Source organism: Bradyrhizobium sp. AUGA SZCCT0169, assembly GCF_018130085.1.
GTDB lineage: Bacteria > Pseudomonadota > Alphaproteobacteria > Rhizobiales > Xanthobacteraceae > Bradyrhizobium.
Genome location: NZ_JAFCMC010000004.1, coordinates 42893 through 62527, shown reverse-complemented (window position 1 = coordinate 62527; position 19635 = coordinate 42893). Strand labels below are relative to the sequence as shown.

Annotated in this window: 19 protein-coding genes; 12 read left to right on the top strand and 7 right to left on the bottom strand. The window is 63.5% G+C overall.

Features of this window, described 5'->3' with window-relative positions:
• Nucleotides 1-47 precede the first annotated feature (47 nt).
• The 4 genes from JQ609_RS05925 (at nt 48) to JQ609_RS05910 (ending at nt 4273) form a co-directional block, all read left to right on the top strand.
• Nucleotides 48-1679: a CTP synthase gene (locus JQ609_RS05925; RefSeq protein ID WP_212272377.1), complete on the top strand. Its 1632-nt coding sequence runs from the start codon at nt 48-50 to the stop codon at nt 1677-1679.
• Between the two features lie 96 nt (nt 1680-1775).
• Nucleotides 1776-2102: an NIPSNAP family protein gene (locus tag JQ609_RS05920; RefSeq protein WP_212272376.1), complete on the top strand. Its 327-nt coding sequence runs from the start codon at nt 1776-1778 to the stop codon at nt 2100-2102.
• Between the two features lie 91 nt (nt 2103-2193).
• Entirely contained in the window at nt 2194-3060 is an 867-nt protein-coding gene (gene kdsA / locus JQ609_RS05915) for a 3-deoxy-8-phosphooctulonate synthase (RefSeq protein WP_212272374.1), read from the top strand.
• A 16-nt stretch (nt 3061-3076) separates the two neighbouring features.
• Entirely contained in the window at nt 3077-4273 is a 1197-nt protein-coding gene (locus tag JQ609_RS05910; RefSeq protein ID WP_212272373.1) for an MFS transporter, read from the top strand.
• An 18-nt stretch (nt 4274-4291) separates the two neighbouring features.
• On the opposite strand, the gene JQ609_RS05905 is transcribed toward JQ609_RS05910, so the two are convergent.
• From JQ609_RS05905 to JQ609_RS05885, 5 genes are all read right to left on the bottom strand, one after another.
• Entirely contained in the window at nt 4292-5260 is a 969-nt protein-coding gene (locus tag JQ609_RS05905) for a tripartite tricarboxylate transporter substrate binding protein (protein WP_212272371.1), read from the bottom strand.
• A 215-nt stretch (nt 5261-5475) separates the two neighbouring features.
• A complete protein-coding gene (locus JQ609_RS05900) occupies nt 5476-6444 on the bottom strand; it encodes a hypothetical protein (protein ID WP_212272370.1) in 969 nt (322 codons plus the stop codon).
• 31 nt (nt 6445-6475) lie between these two features.
• Nucleotides 6476-6928 carry a preQ(1) synthase gene (gene queF, locus JQ609_RS05895; RefSeq protein ID WP_212272368.1) on the bottom strand — a complete coding sequence of 151 codons (453 nt, stop codon included), beginning with the start codon at nt 6926-6928 and terminating at the stop codon, nt 6476-6478.
• 56 nt (nt 6929-6984) lie between these two features.
• Nucleotides 6985-7359: a cytochrome c family protein gene (locus tag JQ609_RS05890; RefSeq protein ID WP_212214364.1), complete on the bottom strand. Its 375-nt coding sequence runs from the start codon at nt 7357-7359 to the stop codon at nt 6985-6987.
• Nucleotides 7356-8348 (bottom strand): lyase, encoded by a 993-nt coding sequence (locus tag JQ609_RS05885; protein WP_212272367.1) that lies wholly within the window; start codon nt 8346-8348, stop codon nt 7356-7358. Before JQ609_RS05885 ends, JQ609_RS05890 begins: the two co-directional genes overlap by 4 nt.
• Before the next feature lie 178 nt (nt 8349-8526).
• Between JQ609_RS05885 and eno the strand changes: the two genes are divergently transcribed.
• Nucleotides 8527-9810 carry a phosphopyruvate hydratase gene (gene eno, locus JQ609_RS05880; protein ID WP_212272365.1) on the top strand — a complete coding sequence of 428 codons (1284 nt, stop codon included), beginning with the start codon at nt 8527-8529 and terminating at the stop codon, nt 9808-9810.
• Between the two features lie 2 nt (nt 9811-9812).
• On the opposite strand, the gene JQ609_RS05875 is transcribed toward eno, so the two are convergent.
• Complete coding sequence (locus tag JQ609_RS05875; protein WP_409411165.1) at nt 9813-11249, bottom strand: hypothetical protein; 1437 nt, start codon at nt 11247-11249, stop codon at nt 9813-9815.
• Nucleotides 11250-11524: 275 nt separating this feature from the next.
• Between JQ609_RS05875 and JQ609_RS05870 the strand changes: the two genes are divergently transcribed.
• Entirely contained in the window at nt 11525-12661 is a 1137-nt protein-coding gene (locus tag JQ609_RS05870; RefSeq protein ID WP_212272364.1) for a zinc-binding dehydrogenase, read from the top strand.
• A gap of 63 nt (nt 12662-12724) precedes the next feature.
• Here JQ609_RS05870 and JQ609_RS05865 read toward each other — a convergent pair whose 3' ends face one another.
• Complete coding sequence (locus JQ609_RS05865) at nt 12725-13825, bottom strand: S1C family serine protease (protein ID WP_212214356.1); 1101 nt, start codon at nt 13823-13825, stop codon at nt 12725-12727.
• A 262-nt stretch (nt 13826-14087) separates the two neighbouring features.
• Between JQ609_RS05865 and JQ609_RS05860 the strand changes: the two genes are divergently transcribed.
• From JQ609_RS05860 to JQ609_RS05835, 6 genes are all read left to right on the top strand, one after another.
• Complete coding sequence (locus JQ609_RS05860) at nt 14088-14639, top strand: NADPH-dependent FMN reductase (RefSeq protein ID WP_212214354.1); 552 nt, start codon at nt 14088-14090, stop codon at nt 14637-14639.
• A gap of 195 nt (nt 14640-14834) precedes the next feature.
• Nucleotides 14835-15152, top strand: coding sequence for a septum formation initiator family protein (locus tag JQ609_RS05855; RefSeq protein ID WP_192739542.1), 318 nt, complete (start codon nt 14835-14837; stop codon nt 15150-15152).
• 216 nt (nt 15153-15368) lie between these two features.
• Nucleotides 15369-16415: a pyruvate dehydrogenase (acetyl-transferring) E1 component subunit alpha gene (gene pdhA, locus JQ609_RS05850; RefSeq protein ID WP_212272363.1), complete on the top strand. Its 1047-nt coding sequence runs from the start codon at nt 15369-15371 to the stop codon at nt 16413-16415.
• Nucleotides 16416-16465: 50 nt separating this feature from the next.
• A complete protein-coding gene (locus JQ609_RS05845; RefSeq protein ID WP_212272361.1) occupies nt 16466-17866 on the top strand; it encodes a pyruvate dehydrogenase complex E1 component subunit beta in 1401 nt (466 codons plus the stop codon).
• Between the two features lie 6 nt (nt 17867-17872).
• Nucleotides 17873-18178, top strand: a complete 306-nt coding sequence (locus tag JQ609_RS05840; protein ID WP_192739539.1) for a DUF5076 domain-containing protein — start codon at nt 17873-17875, stop codon at nt 18176-18178.
• Between the two features lie 2 nt (nt 18179-18180).
• Complete coding sequence (locus JQ609_RS05835; protein ID WP_212272360.1) at nt 18181-19551, top strand: pyruvate dehydrogenase complex dihydrolipoamide acetyltransferase; 1371 nt, start codon at nt 18181-18183, stop codon at nt 19549-19551.
• Nucleotides 19552-19635 lie beyond the last annotated feature (84 nt).

Here is a 19635-nt window from a genome sequence, read left to right as displayed (position 1 = left end):
CGATTCGTTTTGGCGAATCGGAGCAGTGGCCTTAAAGGTTGAGTCCCATGGCGCGGTACATATTCATCACCGGCGGCGTGGTTTCTTCGCTCGGCAAAGGTCTGGCTTCAGCGGCACTCGGTGCGCTGTTGCAGGCTCGCGGGTACAAGGTCCGTCTCCGCAAACTCGACCCCTATCTCAACCTCGATCCCGGAACGATGTCGCCGTATCAGCACGGCGAAGTGTTCGTGACCGACGACGGCGCCGAGACCGATCTCGATCTCGGCCATTACGAGCGCTTCACGGGGCGTCCGGCCACCAAGGCCGACAACATCACCACCGGGCGCATCTATCAGGACATCATCACCAAGGAACGCCGCGGCGATTATCTCGGTGCGACCATCCAGGTGGTTCCGCACGTCACCAACGCGATCAAGGAATTCGTCCTCTCCGGCAATGACGAATATGATTTCGTGCTGGTGGAGATCGGCGGCACCGTCGGCGACATCGAGGGGTTGCCGTTCTTTGAAGCCATCCGTCAGCTCAAGAACGAATTGCCGCGCGAGCACGCGGTTTACATTCACCTGACGCTGCTGCCGTTCATCCCGAGCGCCGGCGAGTTGAAGACCAAGCCGACCCAGCACTCGGTGAAGGAGCTGCGTTCGATCGGCATCCAGCCGGATATCCTGCTGTGCCGCACCGACCGCGAGATACCGAAGGAAGAGCGGCGCAAGCTCGGCCTGTTCTGCAACGTGCGCGAAAGCGCCGTGATCGAGGCGAGGGACGTCGACAACATCTACGCGGTGCCGCAAGCCTATCACGAGGCCGGCCTCGATGACGAAGTGCTGGCCGCGTTCGGCATCGCGCCGAAGATTCCGCCCGCGATGCAGAGCTGGAACGACATCAACGAGCGGGTGCGCAACCCCGAAGGCGCGGTGACCATCGCCATCGTCGGCAAATACACCGGCATGAAGGATGCGTATAAATCGCTGATCGAGGCGCTGTCGCATGGCGGCATCGCCAACAAGGTGAAGGTCAATCTCGACTGGATCGAGAGCGAGGTGTTCGAGCACGAGGATCCGGCGCCGTTCCTCGAACACGTCAACGGCATCCTGGTGCCCGGCGGCTTCGGCCAGCGCGGCGCCGAAGGCAAGATCCGCGCGGCGCAGTTCGCGCGTGTGCGCCACGTGCCGTATTTCGGTATTTGCTTCGGCATGCAGATGGCTGTGATCGAAGCCGCGCGCAATCTCGTCGGCATCGAGGACGCCAATTCCACCGAGTTCGGTCCGACCAGGGAGCCGCTGGTCGGTCTGATGACGGAATGGCTGCGCGGCAACGAACTCGAGAAGCGATCGAAGTCCGGCGATCTCGGCGGCACGATGCGGCTCGGCGCTTATCCGGCGGCGCTCAATCGCGGCAGCCGGGTGTCGGCGGTCTATGGCGGCGCCACCGAGATTTCGGAACGCCACCGCCACCGCTACGAGGTCAACACCGCCTACAAGGACCGCCTCGAACAGCACGGCCTGCGCTTCTCGGGCCTGTCGCCCGACGGCGTGCTGCCGGAGATCGTCGAATATGAGGACCATCCCTGGTTCATCGGCGTGCAATTCCACCCCGAACTGAAATCGCGCCCGTTCGAGCCGCATCCCTTGTTCGCATCGTTCATTCAGGCGGCGGTGGTGCAGTCGCGGCTGGTGTGACGAGAGGCTGCGCCACCAGCCTTTGACGAACGCGCCAATTGTTGCGACAAACCGCTTCCGTTACCTGCAAGAACAACAATCAGGGGAGTGAAGCCGATGATTATGGAAATGCGTGTCTATCGCTGTCTGCCGGGCCGTCTGCCGGCGCTGATGAAGCGCTTCGACACGCTGACGCTGAAATTGTGGGACAAGCACGGCATCAAGCAGGCCGGTTTCTACACCACGCTGATCGGGACCTCCAACCAGGAACTGACCTATTTCGTCACCTGGGATTCGCTCGCCGACCGCGAAAAGAAATGGACGGCATTTCAGTCCGACCCCGACTGGATCGCCGGCCGCGCCAAGAGCGAAGAGGACGGCCAGATCATCGACAACATCGTCAGTCAATTGCTGGTCCCGACGGCTTTCTCCTCGGTGAAGTAACCTTGCGTGCAACCCTGATATTCCGGGGTTAAACAGGGTTGATCCTGATGGCGCGGACCGGCATGGTCCGCGCTGAGCAAAGGAAAATCCCTTGAGCGCGAACATCTCTGCAGCACCGGTGGTGACGGCTGGTCCGGTCAAATTCGGCAACCACTTGCCGATTTCGATCATCGCCGGGCCATGCCAGCTCGAAAGCCGCAGCCATGCGCTCGAAGTGGCATCGGCGCTGAAGGAGATTGCGGGTCGTCTCAACGTCGGGCTCGTCTACAAGACCTCGTTCGACAAGGCCAACCGCACCAGCGCCTCGGCCGCGCGCGGCATCGGGCTGAAGCAGGCGCTGCCGATCTTCGCCGAGATACGTTCCTCGCTCGGACTGCCCGTGCTGACAGACGTCCACGAGGCTTTGCAATGCGCCGAGGTGGCGCAGGCGGTGGACGTGCTGCAGATTCCGGCGTTCCTGTGCCGGCAGACCGACCTGCTGACGGCGGCGGCCGCGACCGGCAAGATCGTCAACGTCAAGAAGGGGCAGTTCCTGGCGCCGTGGGACATGGCCAACGTCGTCAGCAAGATCACATCAGGCGGCAATCCGAACGTGCTGGTCACCGAACGCGGCGCATCCTTTGGCTACAACACCTTGGTGTCTGACATGCGCGCGCTGCCGATCATGGCGCGCACCACCGGCGCGCCGGTGATTTTTGATGCCACCCATTCGGTGCAGCAGCCGGGCGGGAAGGGCACTTCATCGGGCGGCGAGCGCGAATTCGTGCCGGTGCTGGCGCGCGCGGCGGTCGCGGTCGGGGTGGCCGGCGTGTTCATCGAGACCCACCCCGACCCTGATAACGCGCCGTCGGACGGACCCAACATGGTGCCGCTGCGCGAGTTCGAAGCGCTGGTGAAGACCCTGATGGGGTTCGATGCGCTCGCCAAGAACCTAACTGCCAACAGCACGGCGCGCTGATGGCGCGGGCCATGCCGTGACCGCAGCAACCAACCGCCTGCCGCCGGCCCTTAACATCATCGCACTCGCGACCTTTGCGGCCAGCCTGTCGGCTCGCGCGCTCGATCCTGTGTTGCCGCACGTCGCGGAGGATTTCGGCGTCAGCATCGCCGCCGCTGCCGGCTTTGCCGCCGTGTTCGCGTTCACCTTCGCAATCATCCAGCCCGTGCTCGGCGCCACCGCCGACATGTTCGGCAAGGCACGGCTGATGATCGTCTGCCTGGTGCTGCTTGGCATTGCCAACATCCTGGGCGCGATGGCGACGTCGTTCCCGGAACTGTTTGCAACGCGTATCCTCGCCGGTATCGGCTCGGGCGGGGTGTTTCCGATTGCGCTCGGCCTGACCAGCGATCTCGTCGGCCCCGAGAAACGCCAGCTTGCGATCGGGCGCACGCTGATGGGCTCGATGTCCGGGAACCTGCTCGGCGCCTCGTTCTCCGGATTGATCGGCGATTTCATGGGCTGGCGCGGCGTGCTGGCGATCCTCGGCGCTCTGGTGGTGCTGGCGGCGATTGCGGTGGCGGCCGGTTTCCGGGGCGCCGACCTGAAAAATCCGCCGCGGACCAGCCTCTCGGCACTCGCGCATGGCTACCGCACCATCTTCACCAACCCGAACGCGCGCATCTGCTATTCGGCGGTATTCATCGAAGGCTGCTGCGTGCTTGGCCTGTTTCCCTTCATCGCCGCCTTCCTGTTCGACCTCGGCGAGACCTCGCTCTCGATCGCCGGCATCGTGATCGCCGGCTTTGCGGTCGGCGGCCTGTTTTACACCATGACGATTTCGCGTTTCCTGCCCCGGATCGGCGTCAAGGGCATGATGCTCGCCGGTGCGACGCTGGTCGCGGTGCAACTCGTTGCGGTCGCGATGGGACCGCAATGGAAGCTCCAGGCCTTGAGCCTGCTGTTCATGGGCTGGGGCTTTTACATGATCCACGGTTGCCTGCAGGTATTTGCCAGCGAGCTGTCGGTCGAAGCGCGCGCGACGGCGCTGTCGCTGCACTCGTTCTTCTTTTTCATGGGCCAGACGCTCGGCCCGATCGCCTACGGCTTCGGTATCCAGCACGCCGGCAAGGTGCCGACCTTGCTCACCGCCGCGGCCATCATGGTCGCGCTCGGAATCGTCTGCGCGCGATTGCTGAAGCAGACCCGGCCGGCGGATGCACGGCCGGGCTAGCTTCGGATCGAGCCCTCGCTATTCCATCTTGATTCCGGCGTCGGTGATCACCTTGCGCCAGCGCGCGATCTCTTCCGTGACGAAGCCGCGGAATTCCTCCGGGCTGCTGCCCATCGGGACGATGCCCTGTTCGACCAGTTTTGCCTGCAATGCCGGGTCGGCGAGCGCCTTCCTGGCCTCGGCGGAGACGCGGTCGACGATCTCCTTTGGCGTGCCCGCCGGTGCGATGATTCCGGCCCAGGTGCCGGACACGAAATCCGGCACGCCCTGTTCGGCCATCGTCGGCACGTCGGGCGCCGCCGGGATGCGCTCTTTCGCGGTGACGACGATCGCCTTGGCGTTCCCGGAGCGCACCTGCGGCATCAGCGGACCAACGATGTCGAACATCACGTTGATCTGCCCGCCGACGGTATCCTGCAGTGCGCCGGCCGTGCCCTTGTAGGGAATGTGCTGCATTTTGATGGCTGTGCGGCTCATGAACATCTCCATGGTGAGATGTGCCGCAGCGCCGATGCCGCTCGACGCAAAATTGAGCTCGCCCGGCTTGGCCTTAGCGAGCGCGATCAGCTCTTTCAAATTGTTCGCCGGCACCGAGGGATGCGCGATCATGATCAGCGGTGCGACGCTCATCAGCGACACGTAGCTGAAGTCCTTCAGCGTGTCGTAGGGCAGCTTTGGATTGAGCGTGGCGTTTGCCGCGTGCGCCGCGATCACGGTGCCGAACGTGTAGCCGTCGGGTGCGGACTTGGCGACGACGTCGGTGCCGATGATGGCGTTGGCGCCGGGCTTGTTCTCGAAGACGATGGGCTGGCCGAGCGCATCGGAGATCTTTTGCCCGACCAGGCGGGCCATCAGATCGGTGTAGCCGCCCGGCGTGTAGGGGACGACCATGCGGATCGACCGGTTCGGCCAGCCTTGTGCCCAAGCGCCACTTGCGCAGGTCAGCAGAACGGCAAGCGCTGCAAGAGCGCGGAATAGATATTTCATGATGTAGTTTCCTCGACAGCCAGCGTCTGAAATGCGCGGCGCTTCCTGCGGGCAGGCTACATCATGTGGATGTGAGTGAGATAGGTGTCGAGGCAACGCCTCCTGTTGCGCAAGGTGCATGGCTAGCTGTCTGACTTGGGTGTGCAATGCATGCCGGAGTGCACGTGCGACGGATCAGGATCAACTGGTTCACGCCCTGGCTGTGTCGCCTCGCGCTAATTTCCCATCGCCCGCGCCAGCAAGGCCTGCGCCTGCCTGGTTGCTTCAGCAAATGACGGCTGCTGCGGCGCGCGCTCGGTAAAGCATTTCTTGTAGGCGTCTTCGCCCTTTTGCCTGAGATCGCCGAGCTTGTCGTAGGCCTTGCTGTCGATCCGCTTGGACTGCAGATCGTCAGCAGCCTTGTCGGCCTTCTTGTCGTAATCCGCCTTGATCGCAACGCAGGCCGGGACCTCCACCTTGGGCTTGATCGATCCATAGGCGACGTAGACCTTGCCGTTGGCCAGCGCCGAAACGAACACTTCATCCGCGGCATCAGGCACGGCGTCCTGGGTTCGCCCGCCCAGCATCGCAAAGGCTGACGTGGCGGAGGCGGGTTTGGCGATCGGCAATTCGCTGAAGTTCACGACCGCCGCATCCGTCGAGATCGCCTGGGTGTAGAAGCTTTCGTCCTTGAGCGCGGCGCCGATCTGTTGCGGCACGTTCTTGAGTTTCTTGCCCCACCAGTCCTTGTGCGCGCGCAGCCAGCGCTCGAACAGCGGCTGCGTCGTCACGATGATATGAGACTTCGGCTCGACATATTTGCCGTCGCGCCCATTCTGGCCGGTCTTCTCGCCGTTGTCGCCCAATTCGGAGTCGAAGCGCACGCCGTCGAGCAGGCCAAAGCCCATGTCGCCCTTGGATAAGGCATCGAGATTGAGCCTGGCCGGTCCAAATCCCTTGCGGGCGGATTCGGCGACGATCGGCGCGAGCTTCGCCAAGAGGTCAGCGCGCAGCGATTCCGTCAGCTTGAAGGCCTCGTCGTCCTTCTTGTCCGCGTACATTTTCGTGATTTTCGCGATCGCGGCGTCGCGGGCTGCGATGTAGCGGTCTTCGGGCGAGGCAGGCGCGGCGTTGGCGCTTGCAAACGCCCCGAGGACGCACGAAGCGGCGGCAAGTCGGATGAAGGCGGCGAGTGGCTTTCGCATGGGCGGTTGTCGGGACTACCGGCCGTTAGGTTCAACCCCGGCCGCGATAGGGCGCGACGCCCTGGTCGGGGACCCATACGCCCTTGGGCAGTTTGCCGGTCTGCCAGAACACGTCGATCGGGATGCCGCCGCGCGGATACCAGTAGCCGCCGATGCGCAACCATTTCGGCTTGATCTCGATCGCGATCCGTTTGCCGATCGAGACCGTGCAGTCCTCATGGAATGCGCCGTGATTGCGGAAACTCGCGACATAGAGTTTTAGCGATTTGGATTCCAGGAGCCACTGGCCCGGCACGTAATCGATCATCAGATGGGCGAAATCCGGCTGTCCCGTCACCGGGCAGAGCGAGGTGAATTCGGGCGCCGTGAACCGCACCAGATAATTGGTGTCCTTTTGCGGATTGGGCACGCGGTCCAGCGTCGCTTTTTCCGGGCTGTCGGGCCATTCCACGGCGCGGCCGAGTTGCAATGATTTTTTCGCCATGATGATCGTCCTGTTGCGACCGCTGACATGGACGCATCAGGCTTGGCCGTCAACCGTCAGCGCGAAGCAGGGTTGGCGAGAAACTGCGCCAGCGCCTTGCGCTCGGCGGCATCCTCGATCCCGCGCATCGACATCCACAGCCCCGGAAACATCTCGGCGGGATCGGCCAGGAAGCTTTCCAGACGCGGCACATCCCAGCGCAAACCATCATCGCGTGCCTTGCGCAGCACCGGCGAATAGTCGAACGCCGGATCGCCGCCGACCACGCGCCCGGCCACGCCGGCAAGATTGGGGCCGGGCAGGCCGCGCTCGGTGGGATCAAGGCTGTGGCAGGCCCGGCATGGCGCGAACAGCCGCGCGCCGTTTTCGTCCGCCGAGGCGGGGGCGGCAGCCAGCATCGGCAGCAGCAACAGGAACGCGAACCATTTCACGCAGGCGCGATCGTCTGGATCACGACCAGGCGGTTGGTGCCGGACTCGCCGCCCCAGGTCTCGCCGGGCTTGCCGTCGAGCTGCCGCACATTCGCGCCGGCCTTGTCGCTCGGGAACGCATTGAATTTCTCGGTCACGGGATCGAAGCGCACGATCGCATTGGCGCCGAAATCGGTGACCCAGACCTTGTCCTTGTCGTCGACATAGACCGCATAGGTGCGCGGGTTGTCGCCGGGCAGCTTCCAGGCCTTCCAGGAGCCATCAGAAGGATCGTGCATCGACACGTTGCCGCTGTTCCATTCGCTGACCCAGATCCGGCCCTTCGAGTCCGACCACACCCGGCGCGCGCCCTGATTGGGCGTCGGCGGGTCCACCACGGTGGCGTTGCCGGTTGCCGGATCGATTTTCGCGATGTGATTGCCAGCGAGCGAGGCGTACCAGATGTCACCCTTCGGCGTGATGGTCATGCCATAGGTGCCGCGGCCGCGCGGCGACTTGAAGACCGTCATGTCGCCCGATTTCGGGTCGAGCCGGCCATAGATGCCGGACTGGCCGGTGAACCAGTAGATGCCGCTTTTGTCGAACACGGCGGTGTTGAGATTGGCATAGGCCTCGTTCTCGGGCAGGCGAAACAGCGTCACCTTGTGATCGCTCGGATCGACGCGGGCGATCGCGTTCTGCCCACCTTCAGTGACCCACGGCGCGCCATCGGGGCCGATGATGACGCCATGGGGAGCGGCGCCCTTGCCGAGGTCGACCAGCTTGTATGACCCATCGCGCGGATCGAGCCGCCCCAGCGTGCCGTTGCGCTGGCCGCAGAACCACATTGTGCCATCGGGCGCCGGCGTGACGTCGCGCGAGCCCATGCCTGCGGCGACCGGATAATATTTGACGCGGAACGGGCTCTCCTGGGCATCCGCAAGCCGTGCAAGCGCAGGCGTGGCTAAAATTCCGGCAGCGGAAATTTTGAGAAACTGGCGGCGATTCATTGCGTTACCCCGGTTCTTGAACGAGAAGGTTTGGACGCGAAGATCAACCCTGGATCAGCATAGTCTTACCACATTGGCCCGTCAGTCGAAGCCACCAGACTAGCCGTTCACATTTGCTTGCGCGCCGTGTAAGACGCGCCCAAATCCAGCCCCGGAACCATCCAGGAAAGTGCAAGACATGACCGCCATCATCGACATCATCGGCCGCGAAATCCTCGACAGCCGTGGCAATCCCACCGTTGAAGTCGATGTGGTGCTGGAAGACGGCTCGATCGGCCGCGCCGCGGTGCCTTCTGGCGCCTCCACCGGCGCCCATGAGGCGGTCGAACTGCGGGACGGCGACAAGAAGCGTTACCTCGGCAAGGGCGTTCAGAAGGCGGTCGAGGCCATCAACGGCGAAATCTTCGAGGCGCTCGCCGACCGTCCGGTCGAGGAACAGGTCCAGATCGACCAGATCATGATCGATCTGGACGGCACGCCCAACAAGAGCCGATTAGGTGCCAACGCCATCCTCGGCGTTTCCCTGGCCTGCGCCAAGGCGGCTGCGGAATCCTTCGACATGCCGCTCTATCGCTATGTCGGCGGCACCTCGGCGCGCACCTTGCCGGTGCCGATGATGAACATCATCAATGGCGGCGTGCACGCCGACAACCCGATCGACTTCCAGGAATTCATGATCCTGCCGGTGGGGGCGGCGAGTTTCGCCGAGGCGCTGCGCTGCGGCGCTGAAATCTTCCACACGCTGAAGGGCGAACTGAAGAAGGCCGGCCACAACACCAATGTCGGCGACGAGGGCGGTTTCGCGCCGAACCTGCCGTCAGCGGATGCCGCGCTCGAATTCGTCGTCAGCGCGATCGGCAAGGCCGGCTACAGCGCGGGCAGCGACGTCATGCTGGGCCTCGATTGCGCCGCGACCGAGTTCTTCAAGGACGGCAATTACGTCTATGGCGGCGAGAACAAGACCCGTTCGCGCTCCGAGCAGGCGAAATATCTCGCCGACCTCGTCGCGCGTTATCCGATCGTCACGATCGAGGACGGCATGTCCGAAGACGACATGGACGGCTGGAAGGAATTGACCGACCTCGTCGGCAAGAAGTGCCAGCTGGTCGGCGACGATCTGTTCGTCACCAACGTTACAAGGCTCGCCGACGGCATCAAGAACGGCCGCGCCAATTCGATCCTGATCAAGGTCAACCAGATCGGCACGCTGACCGAAACGCTGTCCGCCGTCGAGCTGGCGCACAAGTACGGCTACACCTCCGTCATGTCGCACCGTTCCGGCGAGACCGAGGATTCCACCATCGCCGACCTCGCGGTCGCCACCAATTGCGGCCAGATCAAAACCGGATCCCTGGCGCGCTCCGACCGCACCGCCAAGTACAATCAATTGCTGCGCATCGAGCAGCAGCTCGGCGCACAGGCGAAATACGCGGGGCGGGCAGCGCTGAAGGCGCTGGTGTAAAGCTAGCGCGCTGCAGCAAGCCGGCTGGCCGGCTTGCTGCTCGGCGGTTTCGCGGCGACCTGGCGCTTCGCCGTGCCGGACTTGGCCTGAACGACCTGCTTCTGCCGCTTCTTCACATTGGCGGCCGCGACCTTCGTTCCGCCACGGCGGGACGCGTATTCCGGGCCGTCGATCGGGCCGACATGCGGTGGATCGTAGGCGAGATACGGCCTGCCGATCCCGAACTGTTTTCCGTTCGCGTCGACCCATTTCCAGAGCGCTTCGGTGGAAGCCCATCGCTGCGCGCGGTTGGCGCCGTTGACGCTCACGATGTCGGCGGCAAGCCCGCGGCCATAGCCGCCGCGCAGACTGCCGCCGTGAAACGACCGGTTGGCCGCCGCCTTCAGGCCGCTTGCGATCGATTGACGGTAGTCGTCGCGGAAGGCGCTGGTGATACCAGGTCGCAGTCCGGCGGCCTCTGCGGCGTAGAGCGTATGAAACAGCTTTATCTTGAAGCTGCGATCCATGCCGCCGATCACGTAGTCCATCATCGGCATGCCGACTCGTTCCGCCGCCTTGGGATCCTTCCAGGTGAAATCGTTGTCGACGAGCTTGGTAAAGCTTCTGGTGACCGTCACCAGTTTGCCCTTCCGCTTGACCGTCACTTTCCTGAGCTCGCGCTCCTTGGTGGTGTCCTCCTTGGGTGTCCGCTGGTAAAGCGCCCACAGAAATTGGTCGATGCAGGCCTCGGCCACCTGACACTCGCCGACAAGCTCGACGCGGCCGGGCGTCGTTGCGGCGGCGGCCATGCCTGCGGTTGACGCCGGGATGGTTGGGATTTCCGGCGGTAGAATTTCCGCCGGATCGCTGAGCGCGGCCACGACGATGGTTTGCTGCGGGGCGGCTGTGGCTGCGATGGCCACTTCCGGATTGGCCGTGCTTGCGGCTGGCCCCTGGATGGTTGGGACTACCGGCGGCAGAATTTCCGCCGGATCGCTCAGCGCGGCCACGACGATGGTTTGCTGCTTGTCCGGCGCGGCTGTGTCGGCGACGGCCACCTCCGGATTGGCCGTGCTTGCGGTTGGCCGCTGGACGGTTGGGACTAACGGCGACAGAATTTCCGCCGGATCGCCCAGCGCGGCCACGACGATGGTTTGCTTCTTGTCCGGGACAACTGCGGCGTCGATCGCGACCTCCGCCACAAGTTCGGCGGCCTTTGCCGTGTCAGCACGCTTGATGATCGGATTGCCTGTCGTAACGGCTGGATGGCCCATCGCGGATGCCCGCGGTGCGGCCACCAAGGTGGCGTTGGCGGCAAGAGATGGTGCGAGGCGGTCTACGACGCGCGTCGCGCTGACGTTCTGGTTGCCGGTCAATCCGACGACGGCAAACCACACCACAAGTCCGCCCGTGAAAACGAGCGTGGGCCACATCTCGGTGGCAAGCCGACGCGGGTTCATGATTCCAGCCTCCAAGGCTCGAGTCAGTTCACAGCTAAGCACGCGACACCGCCAATGTTTCGGCTCACAATGTGGGCGTGCAAGGGCGGAAACGGTTGTTACAGCACGGTTTCCGGGAACTGTTGCCGGCGTGCAACGCGCCCTTCGACCTTGGTTCGGGCGCACAATTTGATTGAAATTGCTGATACCGGTGGACATCACCGCTGGCCGCGACCATATCGCTGACACAAAGCGCGGATCGGCGACGCCGAACCGCCGGCAGGGAGGAAGTAAGCATGAGTGACGGCAAGACCGGGCTGCAACTGCGTTCGCTATTGAAGAAGAGCGGTGAACTCGAGCTATCGCTGGCCAGTGTCCCGACGCCAGAACCGGCCGACGATGAAGTCGTGGTTCGTGTCGAGGCCTCGCCGATCAATCCGTCCGACCTCGGGCTCCTGATTGGCCCTGCCGACATGTCGACGGCCAAGGTCTCCGGCACCAAGGAGCAGCCGGTCGTCACCGCAAAAATGCCGGAAGCCGTGATGCGGATGATGGGGGCGCGGCTTGATCAGTCGCTGCCGGTCGGTAACGAGGGCGCCGGCACCGTGATCCGAACCGGATCGTCGGATGCCGCCAAGGCGCTAATGGGCAAGACGGTCTCGATGATCGGCGGCGCGATGTACGCGCAGTATCGCACGTTGAAGGTGAGGGACGTGATGGAGCTGCCCGCCGGTACCACCGCTGCCGACGGCGCGTCCTGGTTCGTCAATCCACTGACCGCGCTCGGCATGACCGAGACCATGCGGCGCGAAAATCACAAGGCGCTGGTGCATACGGCCGCCGCCTCGAACCTCGGCCAGATGCTCAACAAGATCTGCATCAATGACGGCATCGGCCTCGTCAACATCGTGCGCAGCAAGGAGCAGGCGGATATCCTGCACAAGATCGGCGCCAAATATGTCGTCGATTCCACCGCTGACGGCTTCATGGACGATCTCACCAATGCGCTGGTGGAGACCGGCGCCACGATCGCGTTCGATGCCATCGGCGGCGGCAAGCTTGCGAGCCAAATCCTCACTTGCATGGAGACGGCGGCCAACAAGACCGCCAAGGAATACAGCCGCTACGGCTCGAATGTGTTTAAGCAGGTCTATATCTACGGCAGCCTGAACACCGGTCCGACCGAGTTGAGCCGCGCGTTCGGCTTGACCTGGGCGGTCGGCGGCTGGCTGCTCACGCCGTTCCTGCAAAAGATCGGCCCGGCCGACATCGGCAAATTGCGCCAGCGCGTCGCCTCCGAACTCAAGACCACGTTTGCCAGTCACTACACCAAGGTGGTGTCGCTGCAGGAGACGCTCGATCTCGCCAATATCGACGTCTACAACAAGCGCGCCACCGGCGAGAAATTCCTGATCAATCCGAGCAAGGGGTAATGGTGGAGGGCTAGGAAGTTTCAACGTTTTCACAGCGCGCAGGGCAGGCCGCCTGCTGGCGGCCTAGCCGGACCGGCCGACGTCCTCGAGTTTGACCCGAACGGTCGTCGATCGATCGCCGCGCTTGACCGAAAGTTCGATCTCCCGCCCGACGCCCACGGCCTCGAGCTGCTCGATCAAATCGGACAGCCGCCGGGTCGGCTTTCCGTTGGCGCTGGTGATGATGTCGCCGAGTTCACCCGCGACCTGGTCGATGCCGCGCAATCCGGCTGTTGCGGCGGGCGAGCCCGGCATTGCCCGCACCACCACGACGCCTTCAATGCCGAGCCGGGTTGCGACGGCCTCGTTGGCAGCGACGATCCCGATGCCCGGAGTCGGAACGCGTCCCTTCTGGATAAGTTCAGGCACGACCCGGTTCACGGTATCTACCGGAATGGCGAATCCGATGCCGGCGTTGGAGCCGGACGGAGAAATGATTGCCGTGGTGACGCCGATCAGGCGTCCTGCGGAATCGAGTAGCGGGCCACCGGAATTGCCGGGATTAACCGCAGCATCGGTCTGAATCATGTTACCGATTTCCCGGCCGGCGCTGGTCGGCAGCCGCCGCTTCAAGGCGCTGATCACGCCTGTGGTGAGCGACTGGTCGAGGCCGAACGGGTTGCCGATGGCGAAGGCCGCCTGGCCGACCTTCAGGTCGGCGGAGCTGCCGACCACGATCGGACTGGGCAGGTTACGGGTGCTTCGCACCCTGACGACCGCAAGATCGTAGTTCGGCGCCGTTCCCACGATCGAGGCGCCAACGACTTCGCCGCTGGCGAAGCGGATCGCAACATCCCTGGTTCCGGCAACTACGTGATTGTTCGTCACGATATGTCCGGCGCCGTCCCAGACGAAGCCGGTGCCGCTCTGCTCGCGTCCGGCTTCGCCCTCGAGATCCGTCGAACCGGCACCGGGGCCGGCGCCGACGACCTGAACCACCGAGGGTGATACCCGCTCGAACAGGCTGACGGTCGCGCGCTCGGCTTCCGCAAGATCACTTCTCGCCGTCACGGGCCGCGGGGTGGTGGCCGCGAACAGCAGCCGGTCGAGATAAGGCTGTCCGACCAGAGCGGCGAGCAGCACGATCAGGACGACGATAGCCGCCTGGAAAAAACGCGAGGGCATGAATTCACTCCGAAGCCGACGGGGCCATCGGCGCTGAGATTGCATTCATAAGGCTCGTCGGCCAAGTTGGTTCCTCCGCGCCGATCCGCAAGATGTGTGCCCCGGGCAGATGCTCTTTCAGCGTTGGCTCAAGCACTTTTTCTTGATCCACAAGCATTATGCGAACGCTGCGTTTCCAGAATTGCTCATTTCATGCACTTGCATCCTTGTGTCGATGTGGCGTAAGTGAGCGCCGGCGCTTCAGCTTCAAAAGGGAATTCCAATGGCTCACAGCATCGTCACCATCGTCGGCTCGCTCCGCAAGGAGAGCTTTTCTCTCAAGATCGCCAATGCCCTGGCCAAGCTCGCGCCGGCCTCGCTGAAGCTCGACGTCACCACGCTGGAAGGCATTTCCTTCTTCAACCAGGATCTGGAAGCCGCGCCGCCGGCCGATTGGCTCGCGTTCCGCGAAAAACTGCAGAAGTCGAACGGCGTGCTGTTCGTGACGCCCGAATATAACCGCTCGATCCCGGGCGTCCTGAAGAACGCCATCGACGTCGGCTCGCGCCCCTATGGCAAGAGCTCGTTCCTCGGCAAGCCGGTCGGCATCGTCAGCAACTCGCCGGGAGCGCTCGGCGGCGTCAGCGCGGCCAAGCATCTGCAGAACATCCTGCCGGGCATCTCGGGGCCAATTCTCGGTCAGCCCGAGATCTACCTAAACGGCGTCGGCGACGCCTTCGACGACAAGGGCGCCCTCACCAAGGAAACGCTGCAGAAGACGCTGCAGCAGTATATCGATGCGTTCGCTGCCTTTATCGAAAAGCAGAACGGCTAGGCTGCACTCTCAGCGTCATTGCGAGCGAAGCGAAGCAATCCATCTGTCCGTTATGCCGCGCCATGGATTGCTTTGCGGAGGCTGTCATCGGGCGCGCGTTCGCGCGACCCGGTGGCTCGCAATGACGGGGCGCCAATTGTGCCCCGCGTCGGCCATCTTAGGCTTCCGTTAACCTGACCGTCGCATCTTGGCGCCATGGTCTCCCGCACCCGACTGAAATCGATACTGACCGGGCTCGCCCTCTACACGATGGCGGCGCTGATGGTCGGCTATTTCGGCGTCAACGCCTATACCGGCAAATACGGGCTCAACGCGCGGCAGGAGCTCGATCAGGAGATCATCGCGCTGACGTCCGAATTGGCGCGGCTGAAGCGGGAACGGGCCCAGGGCGAGCAGCGCGTTTCGCTGCTCCGCTCAGACCGGGTCGACCCCGACATGCTGGACGAGCGCGCACGCTTCCAGCTCGACTACGCCAACCCCCGCGACCTGATCAAGGTCCTCAAGCCGAACTGACTTTCAGGCTGCTTGCGGCTCGCGCGCCCCGACTGTTACGCCGGGATGACGGCCGGCCGGATTCCGCAAATTTCAAAATCTCGCGATATCGATTACAAAAATGTCGCGCCGCGTTGCACTGCGGCATAGCAATATTTTCCCGAGCGCACGCAATCCTTTCACGGCGGTTTGAGTTGGGTTAGAGAGGCTGATCCTTCTCTCTCATCCGGAATTGCCATGGCCGCACCCAAAAAAACCGTCACCAAGGAAGCAGGGCAGGAAAATGGGAAAGAGAAGGGTCAAGAGAAAAGCTTCAGCTCTCCACCGGAATTCACCAAGGCGCAGGAACTGGCAGCCCTGCGGGACATGCTGCTGATCCGCCGTTTCGAGGAAAAGGCCGGCCAGCTCTACGGCATGGGTGCGATCGGCGGCTTCTGCCATCTCTATATCGGCCAGGAAGCCATCGTGGTCGGCATGCAGATGGCCCTGAAAAAGGGCGATCAGGTCATAACCGGATACCGCGATCACGGGCATATGCTGGCCTGCGGGATGGAAGCCAAGGGCGTGATGGCCGAATTGACCGGACGCCAGGGCGGCTATTCCAAGGGCAAGGGCGGCTCCATGCACATGTTCAGCAAGGAGCAGAATTTCTACGGCGGCCACGGCATCGTCGGCGCGCAGGTTTCGCTCGGGACGGGGCTCGCCTTCGCCAACCGCTACCGCGGCAATGATTTTGTCAGCCTCGCTTATTTCGGCGACGGCGCCTCCAACCAGGGGCAGGTCTACGAGAGTTTTAATATGGCGCAGCTGTGGAAGCTGCCGGTGATCTACATCATCGAGAACAACCGCTATGCCATGGGCACGTCGGTGACGCGTTCTTCCTCCCAGACCGATTTCTCCAAGCGCGGCATTTCCTTCAACATCCCCGGCGAACAGGTCGATGGCATGGACGTGCGTGCGGTGAAGGCCGCCGGCGACAAGGCGGTGGCCCATTGCCGCGCCGGCAAGGGGCCGTTCATTCTGGAAATGCAGACCTATCGCTACCGCGGCCATTCGATGTCGGATCCGGCGAAGTACCGGACCCGCGAGGAGGTCGAAAAGGTCCGCCACGACCAGGATCCGATCGAGCAGGTGCGCAATCGCCTGCTGGCGGCCAAGGTCACCGAGCAGGAATTGAAGGCCATCGACGCCGAAGTGCGCGAGATCGTCAATGAGTCGGCGGATTTCGCCCAGCACGATCCCGAGCCCGATGCGTCCGAGCTCTGGACCGACGTGTACCGCTGATAATCAAGCCACGCGCAGAACAAAACTAAAGAGTGATTTCGGGAGCCGATATGCCCATTCAAGTATTGATGCCTGCGCTTTCGCCAACCATGGAGAAGGGCAACCTTGCGAAATGGCTGAAGAAGGAAGGCGAGACGATCAAGTCGGGCGATGTCATCGCCGAGATCGAAACCGACAAGGCGACGATGGAAGTCGAGGCGACCGATGAGGGCACGCTCGGCAAGATATTGATCCCGGAAGGCACTAACGACGTCGCGGTCAACACGCCGATCGCGACCATTTTAGCCGATGGCGAAAGCGCTGCCGATCTCGGCAAGGCAGCACCAGCTCCCGCGCCCAGTGTCGCGAAGGAAGTCGAAGAATCCCGTTCGCCGGTCGGCGAAGGCAAGCCGATGATCTCGGCGCCGCAGGCGACCGCGACGCCCGCTGCCGTGGCCGAGCCCGATCCGGAAGTGCCTGAGGGCACCGAGATGATCTCCCAGACCATCCGCGAAGCGCTGCGCGACGCGATGGCCGAAGAGATGCGGCGCGACCCCGACGTATTCATCATGGGCGAAGAGGTCGCCGAGTATCAGGGCGCCTACAAGGTGACGCAGGGCCTGCTGCAGGAATTCGGCGCCAGGCGCGTAATCGATACGCCGATCACCGAGCATGGTTTTGCCGGCGTCGGCGTTGGCGCGGCGATGTCCGGCCTGAAGCCGATCGTCGAGTTCATGACGTTCAATTTCGCGATGCAGGCGATCGACCAGATCATCAATTCGGCGGCCAAGACGCTGTACATGTCCGGCGGCCAGATGGGCTGCTCGATCGTGTTCCGTGGCCCCAACGGCGCAGCTTCCCGCGTCGCCGCCCAGCACAGCCAGGATTATTCGGCCTGGTACTCGCAGATTCCGGGATTGAAGGTCGTCGCGCCGTTCTCGGCCGCCGACTACAAGGGCTTGCTGAAAGCCGCGATCCGCGATCCCAACCCGGTGATCTTCCTCGAAAACGAGATGCTGTACGGCCACACCGGCGAAGTCCCGAAACTCGACGACTACGTGATCCCGATCGGCAAGGCGCGGATCGTCCGCTCCGGCGGCCACGTCACGCTGATCTCCTGGTCGAACGGCATGAGCTACGCGCTCAAGGCCGCCGATGAGTTGGCAAAAGAAGGCATCGAGGCCGAGGTGATCGACCTGCGCACGCTCCGGCCGATGGACACCGACACCATCATCGCCTCGGTCAAGAAGACCGGCCGCGCGGTCACGGTGGAGGAGGGCTGGCAGCAGAGCGGCGTCGGCGCCGAGATCGCCGCCCGCATCATGGAGCAGGCCTTCGACTATCTGGATGCGCCGGTGGCGCGGGTGTCGGGCAAGGACGTGCCGATGCCCTATGCGGCGAATTTGGAAAAGCTCGCATTGCCCAATGTCGCCGAGGTGGTCGCCGCCGCCAAAGCCGTTTCATACCGGTAGGCTCCGATGGCCGGTCCCAAGGAGCAACCCTTACCGCCCGACGTCATCGGCCGTGACGACGCAATCGAAGTGCTGCGCGCCTTCGTGGTCGATGGCGGGCTCTCGATCGCGTTCCAGCGGGCGTTCGAGGAGCCGGATATGTGGGGCCTGCTGCTGGTCGATATCGCGCGCCATGCCGCAAGGGCCTATGCGCGCGAAAGCGGCCACACCGAGGACGAGGCGCTGGCGCGTATCGTCGAAATGTTCGAAGCCGAGATCAATCGGCCGACCGACGTGGGTAATACCACGCTGCGGTCGCAACAGGGTCACTGACAATGCCGATCAACATTTTGATGCCCGCGCTGTCGCCGACGATGGAAAAGGGCAACCTTGCCAAGTGGCTCAAGAAAGAGGGCGACAAGGTCAAGTCCGGCGACGTGATCGCGGAGATCGAGACCGACAAGGCGACGATGGAAGTCGAGGCCGTCGACGAGGGCACGATCGCCAAAATCCTGGTGCCTGAAGGCACGCAGGACGTTCCCGTCAACGACATCATCGCGGTCCTGGCCGGCGATGGCGAGGATGTGAAGGCCGCCGGAGCCGCGCCTGCACCGGCTGCAAAAGCCGCACCTGCGCCCGCTGCCGCACCTGCTGCAGCCGCACCGGCGCCTGCCGCGGCGCCCGCGCCGAAGCCCGCAGCAACCGGGCCGACACAGGCTGCCGCGCCGCAGGCGGCGGCTTCCGCCCCGCCAGCCGCAACCCCTCAAGCCAATGGCCACGCCCGCGTGTTCTCGTCACCGCTCGCCCGGCGTCTCGCCAAGGAAGCTGGCATCGAACTCGGACGCATCAACGGTTCGGGTCCGCACGGCCGCATCGTCGCGCGCGACGTCGCGGAGGCCAAATCCGGCAAGGGCCTCAAGGCGCCGGCGGCCGCGCCTGGCGCCGCTCCGAGCATCGCGCCCGCGATGTCGGATAAGCAAATCCTCGCGCTGTTCGAGGAAGGCTCCTACGAAATCGTGCCGCATGACGGCATGCGCCGTACCATCGCTCAGCGCCTGACTGCGGCCACGCAGAGCATTCCGACCTTTTACCTCACCATCGACTGCGACATCGGACGGCTGCTCGAGGCGCGCGAGCAGATCAATGCGGCTGCTCCCAAGGACAAGGAGAAGAAGCCGCTCTACAAGCTCTCGGTCAACGACTTCGTCATCAAGGCGCTCGCCGTCGCGCTGCAGCAGGTGCCGGATTGCAATGTCAGCTGGACCGAAGCCGGCATGGTCAAGCACAAGCATTCCGACGTCGGCGTCGCCGTGGCGATGCCCGGCGGCCTTATTACGCCGATCATCCGCAATGCCGAGAGCAAGTCGCTGTCGACCATCTCGAACGAGATGAAGGACCTCGCTGCCCGCGCGCGGACGCGAAAACTCAAGCCACAGGAATATCAGGGCGGTACGTCGTCCGTTTCCAACCTCGGCATGTTCGGCATCAGCCATTTCACGGCCGTGATCAATCCGCCGCAGTCGACGATCCTCGCGGTCGGCGCCAGCGAAGAGCGGGCGGTGGTGCGCAACGGCAAGATCGAGGCCGCGCATGTGATGAGCGCGACACTGTCCTGCGACCACCGCGCCATCGACGGCGCGCTCGGCGCCGAGTTGATCGGCGCCTTCAGGCGGCTGATCGAAAACCCCGTCATGATGATGGTGTGACCCCCGTCATTGCGAGCGCAGCGAAGCAATCCATTTCACCACCGGAAACATGGATTGCTTCGTCGCAAGTGCTCCTCGCAATGA